The organism is Clostridia bacterium, assembly GCA_012840125.1.
In the GTDB taxonomy this organism is placed as follows: domain Bacteria; phylum Bacillota; class DULZ01; order DULZ01; family DULZ01; genus DULZ01.
The window spans coordinates 42332-57848 of sequence record DULZ01000101.1 but is presented as its reverse complement, the minus strand read 5'-3'; the positions used below and the strand labels follow the sequence as shown (position 1 = coordinate 57848).

General features: G+C 54.3%; 19 protein-coding genes. 4 read left to right on the top strand and 15 right to left on the bottom strand.

Annotation, left to right across the window (positions count from 1 at the left end):
* From GXX34_12085 to GXX34_12070, 4 genes are all read right to left on the bottom strand, one after another.
* The coding region (locus GXX34_12085) for a 4Fe-4S cluster-binding domain-containing protein (GenBank protein HHW08246.1) at positions 1 to 587 on the bottom strand (587 nt) is incomplete at its 3' end.
* 58 nt (positions 588 to 645) lie between these two features.
* Complete coding sequence (scfA, locus tag GXX34_12080; protein ID HHW08245.1) at positions 646 to 786, bottom strand: six-cysteine peptide SCIFF; 141 nt, start codon at positions 784 to 786, stop codon at positions 646 to 648.
* Positions 787 to 921: 135 nt separating this feature from the next.
* A complete protein-coding gene (gene dmsB / locus GXX34_12075) occupies positions 922 to 1503 on the bottom strand; it encodes a dimethylsulfoxide reductase subunit B (protein ID HHW08244.1) in 582 nt (193 codons plus the stop codon).
* 4 nt (positions 1504 to 1507) lie between these two features.
* On the bottom strand, positions 1508 to 3784 hold the full coding sequence (locus tag GXX34_12070) for a molybdopterin-dependent oxidoreductase (GenBank protein HHW08243.1): 2277 nt from the start codon (positions 3782 to 3784) through the stop codon (positions 1508 to 1510).
* Between the two features lie 410 nt (positions 3785 to 4194).
* Between GXX34_12070 and GXX34_12065 the strand changes: the two genes are divergently transcribed.
* From GXX34_12065 to GXX34_12055, 3 genes are all read left to right on the top strand, one after another.
* Positions 4195 to 5631: an FAD-binding protein gene (locus GXX34_12065; protein HHW08242.1), complete on the top strand. Its 1437-nt coding sequence runs from the start codon at positions 4195 to 4197 to the stop codon at positions 5629 to 5631.
* Positions 5621 to 6886 carry a (Fe-S)-binding protein gene (locus GXX34_12060; protein HHW08241.1) on the top strand — a complete coding sequence of 422 codons (1266 nt, stop codon included), beginning with the start codon at positions 5621 to 5623 and terminating at the stop codon, positions 6884 to 6886. Before GXX34_12065 ends, GXX34_12060 begins: the two co-directional genes overlap by 11 nt.
* Before the next feature lie 63 nt (positions 6887 to 6949).
* A complete protein-coding gene (locus GXX34_12055; GenBank protein HHW08240.1) occupies positions 6950 to 7429 on the top strand; it encodes a hypothetical protein in 480 nt (159 codons plus the stop codon).
* A gap of 125 nt (positions 7430 to 7554) precedes the next feature.
* On the opposite strand, the gene GXX34_12050 is transcribed toward GXX34_12055, so the two are convergent.
* Both GXX34_12050 and GXX34_12045 read right to left on the bottom strand, forming a co-directional pair.
* Positions 7555 to 8106 (bottom strand): DUF3794 domain-containing protein, encoded by a 552-nt coding sequence (locus tag GXX34_12050; GenBank protein HHW08239.1) that lies wholly within the window; start codon positions 8104 to 8106, stop codon positions 7555 to 7557.
* 125 nt (positions 8107 to 8231) lie between these two features.
* The gene (locus tag GXX34_12045; protein HHW08238.1) at positions 8232 to 8636 is read right to left on the bottom strand and encodes a hypothetical protein; all 405 of its coding nucleotides are present in this window, start codon (positions 8634 to 8636) and stop codon (positions 8232 to 8234) included.
* Between the two features lie 156 nt (positions 8637 to 8792).
* On the opposite strand from GXX34_12045, the gene GXX34_12040 reads away from it, so the two are divergent.
* Complete coding sequence (locus GXX34_12040; protein HHW08237.1) at positions 8793 to 8957, top strand: hypothetical protein; 165 nt, start codon at positions 8793 to 8795, stop codon at positions 8955 to 8957.
* A 42-nt stretch (positions 8958 to 8999) separates the two neighbouring features.
* On the opposite strand, the gene GXX34_12035 is transcribed toward GXX34_12040, so the two are convergent.
* The 9 genes from GXX34_12035 to GXX34_11995 form a co-directional block, all read right to left on the bottom strand.
* Positions 9000 to 10151, bottom strand: coding sequence for a 2-hydroxyacyl-CoA dehydratase (locus GXX34_12035; GenBank protein HHW08236.1), 1152 nt, complete (start codon positions 10149 to 10151; stop codon positions 9000 to 9002).
* A gap of 32 nt (positions 10152 to 10183) precedes the next feature.
* A complete protein-coding gene (locus tag GXX34_12030; GenBank protein HHW08235.1) occupies positions 10184 to 10906 on the bottom strand; it encodes a 2-hydroxyglutaryl-CoA dehydratase in 723 nt (240 codons plus the stop codon).
* A 179-nt stretch (positions 10907 to 11085) separates the two neighbouring features.
* Positions 11086 to 11289, bottom strand: a complete 204-nt coding sequence (locus GXX34_12025) for a DUF3006 domain-containing protein (protein ID HHW08234.1) — start codon at positions 11287 to 11289, stop codon at positions 11086 to 11088.
* Positions 11290 to 11324: 35 nt separating this feature from the next.
* Complete coding sequence (locus tag GXX34_12020; GenBank protein HHW08233.1) at positions 11325 to 12365, bottom strand: MBL fold metallo-hydrolase; 1041 nt, start codon at positions 12363 to 12365, stop codon at positions 11325 to 11327.
* Between the two features lie 76 nt (positions 12366 to 12441).
* On the bottom strand, positions 12442 to 13284 hold the full coding sequence (locus GXX34_12015; protein HHW08232.1) for a DUF3825 domain-containing protein: 843 nt from the start codon (positions 13282 to 13284) through the stop codon (positions 12442 to 12444).
* Between the two features lie 151 nt (positions 13285 to 13435).
* Positions 13436 to 13681: a hypothetical protein gene (locus tag GXX34_12010; GenBank protein HHW08231.1), complete on the bottom strand. Its 246-nt coding sequence runs from the start codon at positions 13679 to 13681 to the stop codon at positions 13436 to 13438.
* A gap of 278 nt (positions 13682 to 13959) precedes the next feature.
* A complete protein-coding gene (locus tag GXX34_12005; protein ID HHW08230.1) occupies positions 13960 to 14322 on the bottom strand; it encodes a hypothetical protein in 363 nt (120 codons plus the stop codon).
* On the bottom strand, positions 14322 to 14768 hold the full coding sequence (locus GXX34_12000) for a hypothetical protein (protein HHW08229.1): 447 nt from the start codon (positions 14766 to 14768) through the stop codon (positions 14322 to 14324). Before GXX34_12000 ends, GXX34_12005 begins: the two co-directional genes overlap by 1 nt.
* 92 nt (positions 14769 to 14860) lie before the next feature.
* The gene (locus GXX34_11995) at positions 14861 to 15499 is read right to left on the bottom strand and encodes a hypothetical protein (protein HHW08228.1); all 639 of its coding nucleotides are present in this window, start codon (positions 15497 to 15499) and stop codon (positions 14861 to 14863) included.
* Positions 15500 to 15517: the final 18 nt, after the last annotated feature.

Below are 15517 nucleotides of genomic sequence, written 5' to 3'. Positions count from 1 at the left end.
GTAAGGGTAAAATCGATGGTTTTCCCGGCCCGGCGAGCCGCTTCTTTCCCGTAAGAGATCAACTCCCGTACCACCGGCATGTTCAGGAGGGGTTCCCCGCCGAAAAAGTCCACTTCCACCGTGGGCCGGGCCCCCGCATGAGCCAGCAGGAAATCCAGGGCGGCTTGGCCCACTTCCAGGGGCATGAGCCCCCGGGGACCGCTGTACTCCCCGGTGCCGGCAAAACAGTAACGGCAGCGCAAATTGCAGTCGTGGGCCACATGCAGGCAGAGGGATTTGATTATTTTCTCATGGGCCGTCCAGGGCACCGTGGGAGAATCTTCGGTAAATAAAAGCCCATCTCGTGCCAGCCCCTGCAACTCATGCAGGATCTCCTCCATCTCCCCGGCAGGATAACGGTCCCGGCCAGCCTCCAGCACCCGCTCCCCGTCACCCCGGAATTCTTTTAAGAGTTCCAGCACTGCTTTCGTCAGGTCATCAATGACATGCACGGCACCGCTGTTAACGTCCAGCAGGATATTCAGGTCTTTATAGGTAAACAGGTGCAGATCCTTATCCCAATTCTTGGTGTTAAACCGGTACTCCATCATGGTTCCTCCTCAAACAAGCATAAAGAAAGGCCCGACGAGCCGGGGCCTTTTTCCTTTATCTGGCACATACCTGGTTGCCTACGGTGCAGGAAGTTTTGCAAGCTGATTGACAGGAGACTTTGCACCGCCCGCATCCTCCGGTCTTAGCCGTTTCCTGCAGCTTCGGCGCAGCCACAGTCACAATATGTTTTTTCACACTTTCTCCTCCTCATTCCAAAAAGATGCCTGCATTATTATACCACAAAGAAGCACCTCAACACCAGCCTATAAAATGATCTTCCGGCCGGTGGGCCCTAGGGCTCCCGGCCCGCCGCCTGCCGGCGGCCGCCCTTTAGAGGGCGGCATCCCGGTGGGGTTTAAGCAGCAGGGACGGTAAAGTAACGGCGGGGTCCGGCATCCCTTTGATCCCGTTAACACCCCCGTATTGTGCTGCCAGTTCCTCCACCGGGCCCCAATCCAAAGCCCCGTTAGGGCACGCTGCCACGCAGGCAGGCGGTTTTCCCCGGGCCAGCAAATCCCGGCAGAAATCACACTTGCCGGTCTTGCCCTCACCCGGGTCATACACCGGGGCACCGTAGGGACAGCCGGCAGCACAACGGCGGCAGCCAATACACCGGTCCCGGTCTACGAAGACAATGCCGTCTGCTTCCCTTTTTTGCATGGCGCCGGCGGGGCAGTGATCGACACACAGAGGCGCCCGGCAATGGTTGCAGCTCAAGGAGACCCAGTAAGCATAAACCCCGGCCTTCACCGTCTCACCCTTTGCTCGAAAGCTCCCGCCGACTGTTTCCCAAACACGGCGGAAAAACTGTCCCGGCGGCAAATCATGCTTATCCTTGCATGCCACCTGGCAGGTGGCGCACCCGGTACAGTGCTGCTGGTCCAGGTAAAAACCAAGCTGCCTTTTGCCCATTCCTTCACCTCCCTGCCTCTTGGCCCCCGGCCTTTGCCACCTCTACCAAATTGGTATGCTGGGGGTTGCCCCGGGCCAAAGGCGTAGGACGGTATTTAGTCAGCACATTAATACAACCTCCCCGGTCTACCCCATGAGCATCGGGGGTCCACCAGGCGCCTTGGGGCATGCTCACCACTTGCGGCATGATCCGGGGGGTCACCTTCACCGGCAAGATCACTTCCCCCCGGTCATTAAAGACCCGCACCAGGTCTCCATCCCGGATACCCCTTTTAGCTGCATCCGCCGGGTTCATCCACAGCTCCTGCCGGGCCGTCTCTTGCAGCCAGGGCACCTGGTCAAAAGTGGAATGGACCTGCCGCTTATCATGGTGCCCGATCAGCTGCAGGGAATATTTCCCTCGCAAGGAGTCCTCCGGCCCTTCCCAGGCAGGAATGTATTTGGGAATAGCCGGGATTTCCCGCGGGTTGTTCATGGCCCACAAGCGGGGGGAGAAAATCTCGATTTTGCCGGAGGGTGTAGGAAAAGGATGGCGCTCCGGGTCTCTAACCTGCGCTGCAAAGGCAATGCGTGGCTTTTCCGGCACGAGCCGGTAAATCCCCTGCCGCCGGAACTCTTCAAAGGTGGGGAAATCAGGGTGGGTCCGTCTCGCCACGGCCACACATTCCCGCAGCCAATCCTGCTCCGTCTTGCCTTCCGTATACTGCCGGCCGAAACCCAGGCGTTCCGCCAAAGCACTGCACACCTGGTAGACGCTGCGGCACTCGTACAGGGGCTCGATAGCCTTCTGGTGATAGATGGCGTAAGCGGTCCCGCCGGAGAAAGTGACAATATCCTCCCTTTCAAAATGAGTCACATCCGGCAGCAGGATATCGGCAAAACGGGCGCTGGGGGTGAGAAAAACATCGTGCACCAGGATGAATTCACATTTGCTGTCATCGGCCAGGATCGCCGCCGTCCCGTTGATATCCGCATGCTGGTTGATTAACGTATTGCTCCCGTAGTTCCAAATCATTTTGATATTGGTGGATAGTTTGGCCACACCTCTGACGCCGTCCGCCGCCGTCATTTCCTGTCCCCTTAGGATGGCATCAGGCCACATGAAACAGGGAATGGCCGCTTTTACCGGGTTTTCCCCCGCCGGCATCCATCCCATGGTCACCGTATGGCCCCCGGTCCTTAATCCCGGTCCCCCGCCGGGAATACCGATGTTGCCGGTCATGGCGGCCAGTACCGGCAAGGCCCTGGCAGGCTGCTCCCCATAAGCGTGGCGCTGCCAGCCCAGTCCTTGCAGCAAGCAGCAGGGTTTCATGGTGCCGATTTGCCGCGCCAGGCGCGTAATGGTCTCCACCGGCACCCCGGTAATCCGGGCAGCCCACTCCGGGGTTTTGGGGGTTTGATCCTCACCCAGACCTAAAATGTAGCTCTGATAGGAATTCCCCGGCGGGACACCCGGCGGCATGTGCTCCTCGTCAAAACCGAGGCAGTACTTGTCCAAAAACTCCCGGTCATGGAGCCCTTCCTGCAGGATCACATAAGCCAAAGCATCCAGCAAAGCATTGTCGGTGGTGGGCCGGATGGGAATCCACTCGTCAGCCACGGCGGCCGCCGTGTCGCTGTACCTGGGATCCACCACAATGATCCTGGCCCCGGCTTCCCTGGCCTTCCTCAGGTAATAATACCTGTTGGCGCCGCCCATGGCGGTTTCGGCCGGGTTATCCGCAAAGAGGACAATAAGCCTGGCGTTGACCAGGTCATCGGGGCTGTTCCCGGCTGTCTCCCCAAAGGTATAATAGGCGGCCGTGGTGTAGCAGGCGGAACTGTAAGTATTGTAATAACTCAGGAAGCCGCCGAACATATTCAGGAAACGAGGCAAGGCGCCGCCAAACTCAGGCGTGAGCCAGGCCTGGCTGATCTGGCCGTAAACACCGGTACCGTACATGACATAGATGGATTCATTGCCGTAGTGCTCTTTGATGCGCTGCAGTTCAGCCGCAATAATGTCCAACGCTTTATCCCAGGATATCCTGGCGAATTTCCCTTCCCCCCGCTTGCCCACCCGCTGCATGGGATACTTGAGCCGGTCGGGATGATAAACCCTGTTTCGCTGGGCCCGTCCTTTGAGACAGGCCTTAAGCGGCGGCACCGCCGGGTCCCGTGCCGCCCTTTCATCGGAAGTAATGCGGGTTATCACCCCGTCCTCCACATGAGCGTATAGGAGACACAGGCCCCCGCAGTTATGCACACAAGTAGTTGGCACAATCCGCACCGGATCTTTCATGCTACCTCCCCCCGCCAAGCCCGCCCGGCGGCTTCAAAACCCGCCGCGGCCCTTGCCTCAAACAGGTTTCCCCGGAAAGCGGCCAAGGCCCAAGCCGGTAGGCCGGCCGCCGTCCATCTTCCTTTTTATAATCCTATGAATTTCTTTCCCTGGCAAGCATCAAAAACTAACAACCGGGCACCTGAATCGCCGGTTAAGGGGAAAGATACACCAGGGCCTCTTCCCTTGGTTGACAGACTGTCCCCTGGCGTTTGGTGTTAATCGCCGGCCGCCAGGAACCCCTTGTTGATGTATGCAGTATACAATACGCCGTTGCCTGTCCCTGGCGCTCTTAAATTAGGTATAATAAAAAAAGTTATTATCCTGCATAACTATGAAACGGGTTTACCCAGGCCGAATAAAAAGGGGGTATGCTTGTGGACCGTAAGCGATTAGGACAAGACATGATGAACATGTTGGGACCGGAAAAAGTATTAACTGAAGATTTGGATCTTTTGTACTATTCTTACGACAGCTCCTTTCACGCCCGCAATCACCGGTTTATGCCGGACGTGGTAGTAACCCCTCGCTCCACGGAAGAGGTATCCCGGGTCATGGCTTACGCCTACACCCACGGAATACCGGTTACCCCGCGGGGAGCCGGTACCGGCGAAACCTGCGGCGCGGTACCGGTCCAAGGCGGGATCGTCATGGACCTATCCACTTGGAAAACCATCGAGGAAGTCGATACGGCTAACATGCAGGTCATCGTACGCCCGGGGGTAGTGCATAGCGAATTGAACAAGGAATTGGGAAAGCACGGCCTCTTCTTCCCGCCGGATCCCGGCAGTACCAGGATGTGCACCATCGGCGGCATGATTGCCAACAACTCCAGCGGCTTAAGGGCCGTCAAATACGGCACTACGGAGCAATATGTTTTAGGACTGGAAGTGGTGCTCCCCGACGGGCGGATCATTACCACCGGGGGATTGAAGTCCCGGGCGGTGAAAAATGTGTCCGGCCTCAATCTCACCAAGCTGTTCGTCGGCTCGGAAGGTACTCTGGGTGTCATCACCAAGGCCAGGTTGAGAGTCTGGCCCAAGCCGAAAGCCAGGGGCATTCTCATGGCCGTTTTCCCCAAGCTGGAGGATGCACCGGCGGCAGTGTTGGAAGTATACCAGGACGGCATCCTTCCTTCCGGCATTGAAATTCTTGATGAATCCGCCATCCGGGCGGTCAACATGTACAAACCGGAAATCAACCTGCCCAACGCCCAGGCCATCTTGCTGTTTGAAGTGGACGGCAACCCGGCCAGCGTGGAATACGAAGGGAACCGCATCGCCGAAATCGTGAAATCCCGGGCCTCCCAAGTTGAGTGGTCCACGGAACCGAAAAGAATGGCGGAGCTCTGGGAAGGCCGGGGCGTGGTGGCTACCGCCGCCGCCCGGGTCAGGCCCGACGGCAGCCGGGTCTTCGCCGGGGAAGACATCAGTGTTCCCTTGAACAAGGTTGCGGAAACCCTGAGAGCCATCCGCTCTCTAGGGGATCAATATGGGGTGCAGGTAGTCAACTACGGGCATATCGGAGACGGCAACGTGCATACCGCACCGGTCATCGACCCGGAAAACCCGGCGGAGGTGGAGAAAGCCAACCGGTTGGCGGACGCCATTCACCGCCTGGCTATTGAACTGGGCGGCACCACCACCGGGGAACACGGTGTCGGGCATGTGCGGGCTCAATATGCGCCCCTGGAACACGGGGAAGCGGTCCAGGTGATGGCCCGGATTAAACAGGCTTTAGACCCGAAAGGCATCATGAACCCGCAAAAAGTGTTCCTCATGCAGGGGGGTCTGGACAGTGTTTCATGAGCTTCCCCCCATCAAGGATCAATTAAAAAAATGCGTACGCTGCGGCCAATGCCGTTCCGTGTGCCCGGTGTTCCGGGAAATAGGCACGGAGAACGCCGCCCCGCGGGGCCATGTCTTCATGGCAGGCATGCTGCGGGACGGGGAGCTGGCGCCATCCGCCGCCATCCTGGCGAAATTCAATCAATGCCTGCTCTGCGAAGCCTGTACCCGCGACTGCCCGTCGGGCATTGCGGTCCATGAAATCGTAGCCGCCTGCCGGGCCTATTTAGGCCGGTACCAGCCGTCCATCAAGACCTGGCTGTTCAAGCGCCTCTGGACAGGGCCCTCTAACCTGAACAAAATCCACAAAGGGGCTCGCTTCTTCCAGCAGTCGGGCTTAAGAAGCCTCGCTCGCATTACCGGTTTGGCCCGGGCCGTGGCCGGGGAGCTGGCTCACGGGGATACCGTCCTGGGTGATATTCCCAGCCGGACAGCGCTAGACTCCCTGCCCCGGCAGGAGATCGCCGAACCCCGTACCTACCGGGTAGGTTATTTCCTGGGCTGCGCCACCAACCTCTTCGGTGCCGCTACTGCCAAGGCTTTAATCAAAGTATTGAATTACCACGGCTGTGAAGTTGTTGTTCCCAAGGGACTGCATTGCTGCGGCTTGCCCCAGTACGCCAACAGCCTGCCGGAGCAAGCCAAGGCCATGGCTAGAGCCAACTTGCGGGTATTTGCCGGCCTGCCGGTGGATTATATCGTCACCGACTGTGCCTCCTGCAGCTCCACCTTGAAGAGCGGCCTCTACCGGGAGTGGGATGACCCGGACTTGGAGAAAACGGCGCGGTACTGGCAAAGCAGGATCTATGACATCAATGCTTTCTTAGTGCAAAAGCTGGAACTGCTGCCTCCCAAAATTGAAGGGGCACCCCTTAAGGTTACCTATCATGATCCCTGTCACCTGGCACGGGCCCAGAAAATCAAGCAGGAACCCCGCCGGGTTTTGCAGTCCATTCCCGGCCTCCAACTGGTGGAAATGGAGGTGCAGGACCAGTGCTGCGGCGGCGCCGGCACTTTCAGCGTTTTTCAGCATGAGTTATCCATGAAAATACTGGATCGGAAAATGGATTTAATCAAACAGACTAAAGCTGACATCTGTGCCACCTCCTGCCCCGCCTGCGCCATGCAATTAAGGCACGGTCTGGCCCGGGCCGGCCTGCCCGGCAAAGTAGTCCACCCGGTGGAGCTGTTAAGCCAGGCTTACGGGCCGGCCTGAAAAACACTTCCCCTCCCTGCCACATAGAATAAGATAGTAACATGTGGGGAGGTGGAAAATCCCATGGAATTCTCGGCCCTGTCCCGCAAGCAGCGGCACCTCAATCGCCAGGAACGGCATTTAAGGTTCCTGGAAAGAGAACATATTAAAAACATCAGGGACATCAAAGGCACCTTGGAAGCAGCCAAGAAGCGGCTGGAAAAACGCCGGGATTGGCTGCAGGAGTTGCAAGCGGCTTTACAGGAAGAAGAAGCTTCTTTAAAGGAACTCCAAGCGGAATTCATGCACCTCTTGGATGAAGCAGTCTACGAAACGGTGAAAGCCAGAACCTACTTGGAAGGGCAAATACAAGCCACCCGTTTTGAACTTGAACAAGTGGCAGAGCATACTGACCTGCTGGAGGAAGAGGAACCCCCGCCGGCGGAAGAGCCGGCCCAGGCCAAGGTCTTAGTGCAGCCGCTGGCCGATGAAGAAGCGGCGGCGCCACCGGAAGACGCCCGGGCCCTGGTCCAGTGGTACCACCCAAAGCAAAACGGGTTCTAGCCACAGAAAAATCCCCAAAACAGTTGCGAGAAAAACTGTTTTGGGGATTCGTTATATTGCCGCCGGCAATCTTAAAGCTCCTCTACGGGCAAGGAGCTTTAAGAATTTTAGCTGATTTTTAATTATTAGGGCCACTCCGGTCGCACCGGGATTTGTTTTTGCCTTGCTACTTTTGCCTGTACCAGGATGACCGTTTTTTCCAGCAGGGCGCCGAAGGCACCATCGCTCGCCACTTGCAGTTCCTCTTCCTTGGAACCTTCCACCTTGGCCTTCTCGATAATGCACATGTCCCCTTCCTGAGAGCCCGGCACTTCGATGAACATGGCAAAAGGTGCAGTCACGCAGGCGGCCTTGACATCGCAGGTGTTGACGTGGCAATGACCCCCGGCATGGCCCGAGCCCACGGCATTACCGGGCGGTCTGCCGGAGCCTCCACCGGAACCGGAGCCTCCCGTTAAGTACAGAATGGTTTTGCGCAGTTCCCCGTTGATGATCACTTTGTTCTTAACCGCCTTGCAGTTGGTTACTTCTACCTCCCGGAAAATCTCCAGAATTCTTCTTGCGGAAGGCCTTAAGGGGATCTCGGTCACGACTAGGACTTGCGACTCGCCGATGCCTACTTCGACCGGGCTGACAATAGTGACAGGCCTTTTGGATTCATGCATTAATTCCGTCACGACATTGACACTCCTTTCTTTATGTTCCCAAAAATCACTACCTGATGGTGTGTACTTATTGCTAGTTTATAATATGTGGAGGGCAGCCTTTTTGCTATCAACCGGCACCTTAATTCCACTGCCGGCTAGCCCCTCCAGATGGTACCGTTGGGCCAGTAGTACCAGGCCACTGCCACATCTTGTTCCTCTTCCGCCGCTTGGCCCAGTAATTCCGCCTCCGCCGGCCCTTCCTCCAGCACCTCCGGTCCGGCCGGTGCAACCTCGCCTTCCCCGGCCTCGTCCAGCACGTCCGGCAGGGACTCGGGTTCGCCCCCATCCACTTCCGGCGACAAAGGGCCGGTCTGATAAGCCTCTCCTTGGGGCTCCACAAACTCCTCCGGTTCCTTCACTTCACTTATCATCTCTGCCTCCCCTTCTTTCTCCAGTGCCTCTGAGGGTAGGTTCAAAAGGTCCAGTAAACTGTCCAGTTCGCCGTCTTTCACCAGGTATCTTTTCCCATTGACCCATTCCTGCTGCAGCACGAAATGCATCCTACCTCACCCCAGTTCTTCAACCAGACTTAATCCATCATATGAAACCGGCGGTCGAAGAGCTACAAGATTAAATTTTTCCATAATTTATTTATATTTTCTGTTCATAATTGGCACACTATTATTAACATCACCAGAACAGATGGAGGGAAAAGGATGGAGTGCAGGATTTGCAGCAGGCCCATTATGGAGACGGGCATGGGTTCACCCCTGTACTGCGCTGAATGCAATGCCCAAATCGCCTTGGCGGCGGAACGGTTAACGAAAAAGTATTCTCGCAGGCGGGGCATGACCGCCATGTCCAATCGCGTAGAATTCTAGACCTTTAAAAGCAAAAATCCCCGGCGAACGGGGATTTCTGTCTTACTGGAGCATTTCCAGGAAGGCGTTGATCCGCACCCGGAGGGTTTCCACGTCGGACTGGGAATAATCGGTTTCCAGGTGGAGATAGGGTTTGCCCAGTTTTTCTTTCACCAGTTGCTCCACGGTATGGGCCTCAATGTTGTAGGTGTGGCAAGCTTGCCAGGTCAGATCGATAACGCCGTCCACTTGGAATTCCTGAATCATTTCTTCCAAGAGGGCTATCCGGCCGTGATTGGGCGTCATCACGGAGCACGGGATCTTCAGGTACCGCTCGGCTAAGAGCAGCAGTTTATCCCGGTCATCACTTTCATCGATATTGTAGCTCAAGGTCTTGTAGCCGGTGCAGTTTTCGATGGACACTACCAGGCCGCCGCATTCTTCCACAATCCGGATCACTTTTTCACTGCCCAACCCGGTGGGGGTACCGGTTAAAAGAATCCGCGGGGTTTTTTCATCGCCCACATGATACCCCTGGGCGGCTTTGGCCTTGAGGTCATCAATTAACCGGCGGATTAAGGTAGTCCTCTCCTTCCGGTTGGCATGGAAGCCGATCTGCCAGCTGACTTTCAAAAGGTCCAGCCCGGTAATCACCGCCGGCTTGGCTTTGTTCAGGTCAAAAAACTCTTTTAAAGTCCGCCGTTCCTCGTTGAGCATTTTGATGGCCTCGCCCAGGGCTTCGTCGGTAATGGTGACCCCCAGGTGTTCTTCCATGACCTGCTTGACTCTCTTCATTTCTTCATACATCAAGTTTAGTGCGGCTTCCCCTTCTTGAGTTTGGGGCAGCTGCATTACGTGCACGGGCTTGATCTTGGCCATCAGTTCGAACATCTTTTTCTTGCCGTCACAGGTGGTCTCCCCGATGACCAGGTCCGAGAAATGGAAAAAGGGACAGGTGCCGGAAACGGCAAACCCATAAGAAGATTTAATTAACGGGCACAAGTTACGCGGCAGTTCCTTCTCCGCCGCCGGGATCGGGTCTTCCTTGGTGCCGCAGAGACCGACGCAGATGGCGCCTGCGGCGACGGCCAGCTCTTGCGGTCCGTAGGTACAATAAAAACCTACAACCTTGGTGCCGGCTTCTTTGGCTTCCTTCAAGGTGATCATGTTTTGCTCTCTGATGCTGTCAAATTGCTCCAGGATATTTTGTCCCATGTTGTTCTCCTCTCCCCCGTATATCTTGTAATTTAGAGCATCTCCCGGGCCAGCAAAGCAGCCCCAATGGCACCGGCCTCTTGGCTGTGCCGGTGCACAATCACCGGTACGCCTAAGACCTCAGCGATACTCGCTTGTACCCCCGAATTGAGCGCCACACCCCCCGTAAAAACCGTTTTTCGCTCCGGCCCGCCCAACCGGCTCACCATGGCGCCAATGCGCTTGGCAATGGACTGGTGCAGGCCAGCCACAATGGCACCTTTGTCCACTCCCTGGGCCAACAGCCCAATGACCTCCGTTTCGGCAAAAACGGTACACATGTTGCTGATGCTCACCGGCTCCTTATCCTTCGCCAGGTCCGCCAGTTCGCTCACTTCCACCCCCAGGGCTAATGCCATCACCTGCAGGAAACGGCCGGTCCCGGCGGCACACTTGTCATTCATCAGGAAATCCAAGACCCTACCTTCCGGACTGATTTTCAGGGCCTTGCTGTCCTGACCCCCGATATCTATGACAATATCTGCCTCCGGCACCAGGAAGGACGCACCTCGCCCGTGGCAGGTGATCTCCGTAATGGCTTTGTCGGCAAAATTCAAAGCGATCCGGCCGTAGCCGGTTGCTACTGTTTTCTTGACCTGGCTTTCGGCATACCCGGTTTGTTCCAGGAGAGCCCGCATTCCCTCCCTGGCGGCTTCCCTGGGACTCCAGCCGGTGGGACGGACATGGCAAAAAAGCTCCCCCTGCTCGTTGAGCATGGCTATTTTTGTCGCCGTGGACCCTACATCAATTCCCACTGCCAAAGCCACCTGTCTCACCCTCTTTCTAAGACTCTATGACCACTGTAACACATCTTTCTTTATGGCTCCAATAAAATTATTTTATCTAGCTTCCCCTCCCGATAAAAAACACAAAAAAAGAGCGGCCGTTCCGCTCTTTAGTCTTCGAACAATTCATCCATCAATTGAGTGATTCTAGCTCGCCGCCGCCGGGTCTCTTCCTCATCCAGCCTGGCTTCCAAGACAATCACATCTCCCTCCCGGGCGCCTCCCGGCAAAAGGTTTCTGGGGAGATGGTATATTTTTCCTTCATATTCCAATATTGCTAACGGTCCTTCAAACCGGTCAATAATCATTCTCATTGTCATTCACTCCCCGTTTACGGCCGAGGCCGGCGTCACTCATGGGACGCATCCGTATTTGGTTCCCCGCCCGCCGTGGCAACGGTGATGGTCCCGTCATGCTCCACGGTAATCACAATATCACCCAATAAATCAGTCCTGAGAATTTCCACTCCAAGAGAAGTCAAACGTTCCACCACTTCCCGGTGCGGGTGGCCGTAAGAATTGTTCTTGCCGGCGGAAATCACCGCCACTTCCGGTTGAACGGCCTCCAGGAACGCCGGAGAACTGGAAGTGCTGCTGCCGTGATGCCCTGCCTTCAGGATTTGGGCCGCCAGATTCGCACCGCTTTGGAGCATATCCTGTTCTGCCTCAAGTTCCGCATCGCCGGTAAACAAGAACGACACCGGCCCGTAAGTAAGCTTCAGTACGGCACTGTGGTCGTTAAGCTCCTTGTAATCATCCCGGCAAGGGGCCAGGAACACCGCCTCCACACCTTCTCCCGTTTCCATGGTAACGCCTGCCCTGGCCGCGGTGATTCGCAAGCCTTTTCTCTTAATGGCTTCCAGAAATTCCTCATAGGTCTTCGTATTATGTGCCACCCGGGGCATGTAAATTTTACCGATCTCAAACTGTTCCACCACCCCGATCAGACCGCCGATATGGTCCTCATGGGGATGGGTAGCGATTAGATGGTCAATCCTCTCTACCCCTTGTTCTCTCAGGTACGCCTGCAGCCGCTCCGCCGCGGCCCTGCCTCCCCCATCGATTAGAAGGGTCTCCCCGCCGGGAAGCTCCACTAAACAGGCATCTCCCTGTCCCACGTCGATGAAGTGAGCCGTAACCAACCCGGGCTCCGCCCCCGTCACTGCATCAGCGACGGCGCTGCCCGTTCCTTCCGCGCCGGTTTCAGGAACAGCCTGGCCGGCGGCGCTGCCGCTGTCTGCCACGGAGCCGCCGTCTCCACCGGACTGAGGAGGAGTTTCCGCCGGTTCACTCGCCGGGGCTTGTCCGCCGGGAAGTGCCGGTCCTAGGACAGGACCGGTATCGCTGCAGCCTCCGGCCAACAATAACAGGGATAAGAGAATTATGAACAATAACGAATTAAACTGTCTTTTCCTGAACCTCACATTGAGCACCTCATTTGCACCATGTTACTGCTGCATTGATTACTTAGATCCTCAACCAGTAAACATCAGGTTTGGCAATGAGCCTGGCGTTATTATAGGCCATGTCCAAAGTCAGGCAGGTGGTGCCTATATAATAGCCATCCTGTTTCGCCACGGCCAGGGCCAGGTCCACTTCATCGGGATGCCTGAGGCTCAGCGGCAGTAAAAACTGGATTTTGTCCTGGTAATATTGGGGCACGGCCGCCTTGAAGTTGGCCCTCACCTTCTTGATGGCAAACTGGACCGCCCCTTCAAACAGGATGGGCAAATAGGGCAAATCCCTTAGTTCCTCCGGGATCCGTCCCCGGTTGAGGGCATCGTTTAGAATATAAGCGGTGTTCACCCGCAGCTCTAGAGAAGTATCATAAACCAAATCGCTGATATCCTTAAAATACACGGCTCGCAAGGGCAAGGGATGAAACTCCGCCAGGTAAGGAGAGCTGTCATCCCAAAAACCTTTAAAAATCCAAGGCTGCCGCCCGGGAGTGGGATTGGTTTCGAAATAAGCGTAGATGTCTTTATGATTCCGCGTCACTAGCCCTGTATTAAAGCAGCATTTATTGCCGTTAATAAAGATGTTCTTATTCCTGGTAGCCCCATCCGGTGCTTCATTGAACTCCTTTGCCAGGCGCCCGAAAGTATGGAGGATATAGTTTTCCAAGATGGGATTGCGCTGGTTCTTCCGTTCCGGCGACGGCGTGCGAAAATTCCAGTTTTCCGGCATGGCCATTTCTTCAAGATAATTCAGCATGCCAAACCAATCGGCAAAAAAGGCAAACTCAAAAATACTGCTCGGTATCTGGTTCGAGCACTTGTCATCTCCCATAGGCATCTGTTTGGCCAGCACCCAGTTCACCTCCTTTCAAGGGGTTCCTGCCTGGTGCCCCTTTTCCTGGTTATTTTATCCACTAAACTGCCGCCCTAAACAAAAAACGCCGCGGCACCTTCACCGGAAAGGCACCCCTATAAATTCTAAGAGGCAGAGCTGTTTTCCTGCTCTACTCAACCGCCGTCTTGGACCTGGAATCCGTTTCTTTTTTAGTTTTCTCCGCAATCCACTTAGCCAGCTGCGAAGCGGCGTCGATGGCCCCTTCAATGGCCACCCAGCCCATCAGGCAGCCCACAATGGTCCAAATAGCCTCCACCGGAATATCGGGATAATATACTTTCAAACCGGCAATAAGGGCCGCCACAATGGCGGTGATGAATTTCCTGGACTGCAGCCGCTCCTTTAACGGCCTCATGGAGCTTACCTCATTGTCCCGCCGCATCAGACCACCGCTCCTCTCCAGTGTTATCCTTGCCCCGGACTTCTTCCGCCGATCATCAAAATTTATTCCCCAGCGGCGGGAAATATGCCTGGGTGGGTTTCGCACCAAAAAAAAACTTGGCGTAAACCAAGGCTCATAAAATTCTTTGAACTAAAGAATTATAAAATTATTTTGACAATTGTATGCCTGACGTTTTAGCTGCAATGTGGAAAACCACATCACGTGCGAATAGCCTAGTGAACATGGACATATTAAGAGGCTTTAAGCAGTTCTTTTTCAATATGATCAAATAAGGCCCGGTACTGCTCTACTTTGTCGCGATTAAATGGACAGCAGCCATATCTCGCTTTTCTGCTTTCCCGGTAGAGGACATCATACGCACTTCTGATGCTCTTGAAACGAGAAACTGTAGCGACTGCATTGTTCCTCTTTACATGGTCCTCAGAGTGCACATTGTTTTTCGCCAATTTCATCTCTACAAGATGCAATGCGGCATAAAACAGTATAGTTATAACCCAATCTAAATACTTAGTGTCATCTAAACTGAAAATTTTCTCCGAGACCAGCTCCTTATTCTTCATATACTGGTAATAATGCTCTTTATAACCCGGCATTATCGGTACTCCCTTCCCCTTTTATAGACAATTTTTATATCTTTAGGAGCAGGGAAATTATTGAACTCATCTCTGGTAAACACCATAAAATCACAAACAAACTCGGGAAACTCGTCTACCACCGAGAAAAATATATCCGAGTATTTAAGCTGCAGCTCGACATCCAGCTCACCTTCCGTTACAACCCAAACCCCATAATGGTCTCCCGAGCGAAACACAATGATACTTGACGTCTCCTCAATTATTAACCTTTCGCAAAGCTCTTTAACTGCCGGTTCCTGGAGGGTAGGCACAAGATTAACCTCCCTGGGTACACGAAAAAGATCAGGGTAAACTGCTTGAAGAAACGGTCTCAGGCCGGAAATACTTCGCTCCAATTCAATAACATTAACTATGTCCATCTGGTATGTTCTCATGTTGGCTGCGGTTCCCGTGGCTCCATCCATATCGACAGGAACGTGCTTTCATGACCTTGTTGCGAACCCAATGTGGAACAAGTACTCTTTTCCTTTCAAATCATCATATGTACATGAATAACTCATTGCTCACTAGCTCCTTTATATTTTTCCAGTAATTCTTTGATTAGCCCTTTCGTGCTGCGCATTTCGTCCCCAAGCTGCTCCACGTTCGGAATTGCGGGCCTGTTTTTATGGAAATTGAAATGAAAGCCAAAACCAGAGGGATTGTTGTCATGAGGCTCTAACGAAACATTAATATCGTAAGCACTGCCTCTTAAGCCAAATCTCGGCGCCACAGAAAAAATAGAACCAAAAGCGCTTTCTAATTCAGCCTGTTCTCTAAAGAATTTATTCTTGAAATAGCTTCCTACATCCTGTATACCTTCCAATTGCCCAGCACCATGAAAATTGAATCCATAAGCCACCAAATTGCTCCCTTTTACTGAATTCAGTACACCAATAGCAATACTGGCCAGCATATCAACGTCATAACTTACCTCTGGCCTAACCGCGAGATTTACCATTACTCTTCGCCCTTCGAAAATTGCCTGAATTTCTTGCTGCGGATAGATCACTACGAGCACATCCGGCAAATCCGTAATGATGGGTTTGTCGTCTACAATACCCCTAATATGATCCCTAGATATGTAATCGCGGTTAAGATCCTGAAAAACAAATGTTACGTTGATGACATTGAGTTCACAATTTTTCAACCTCACCCATTCACACCTCCCAAA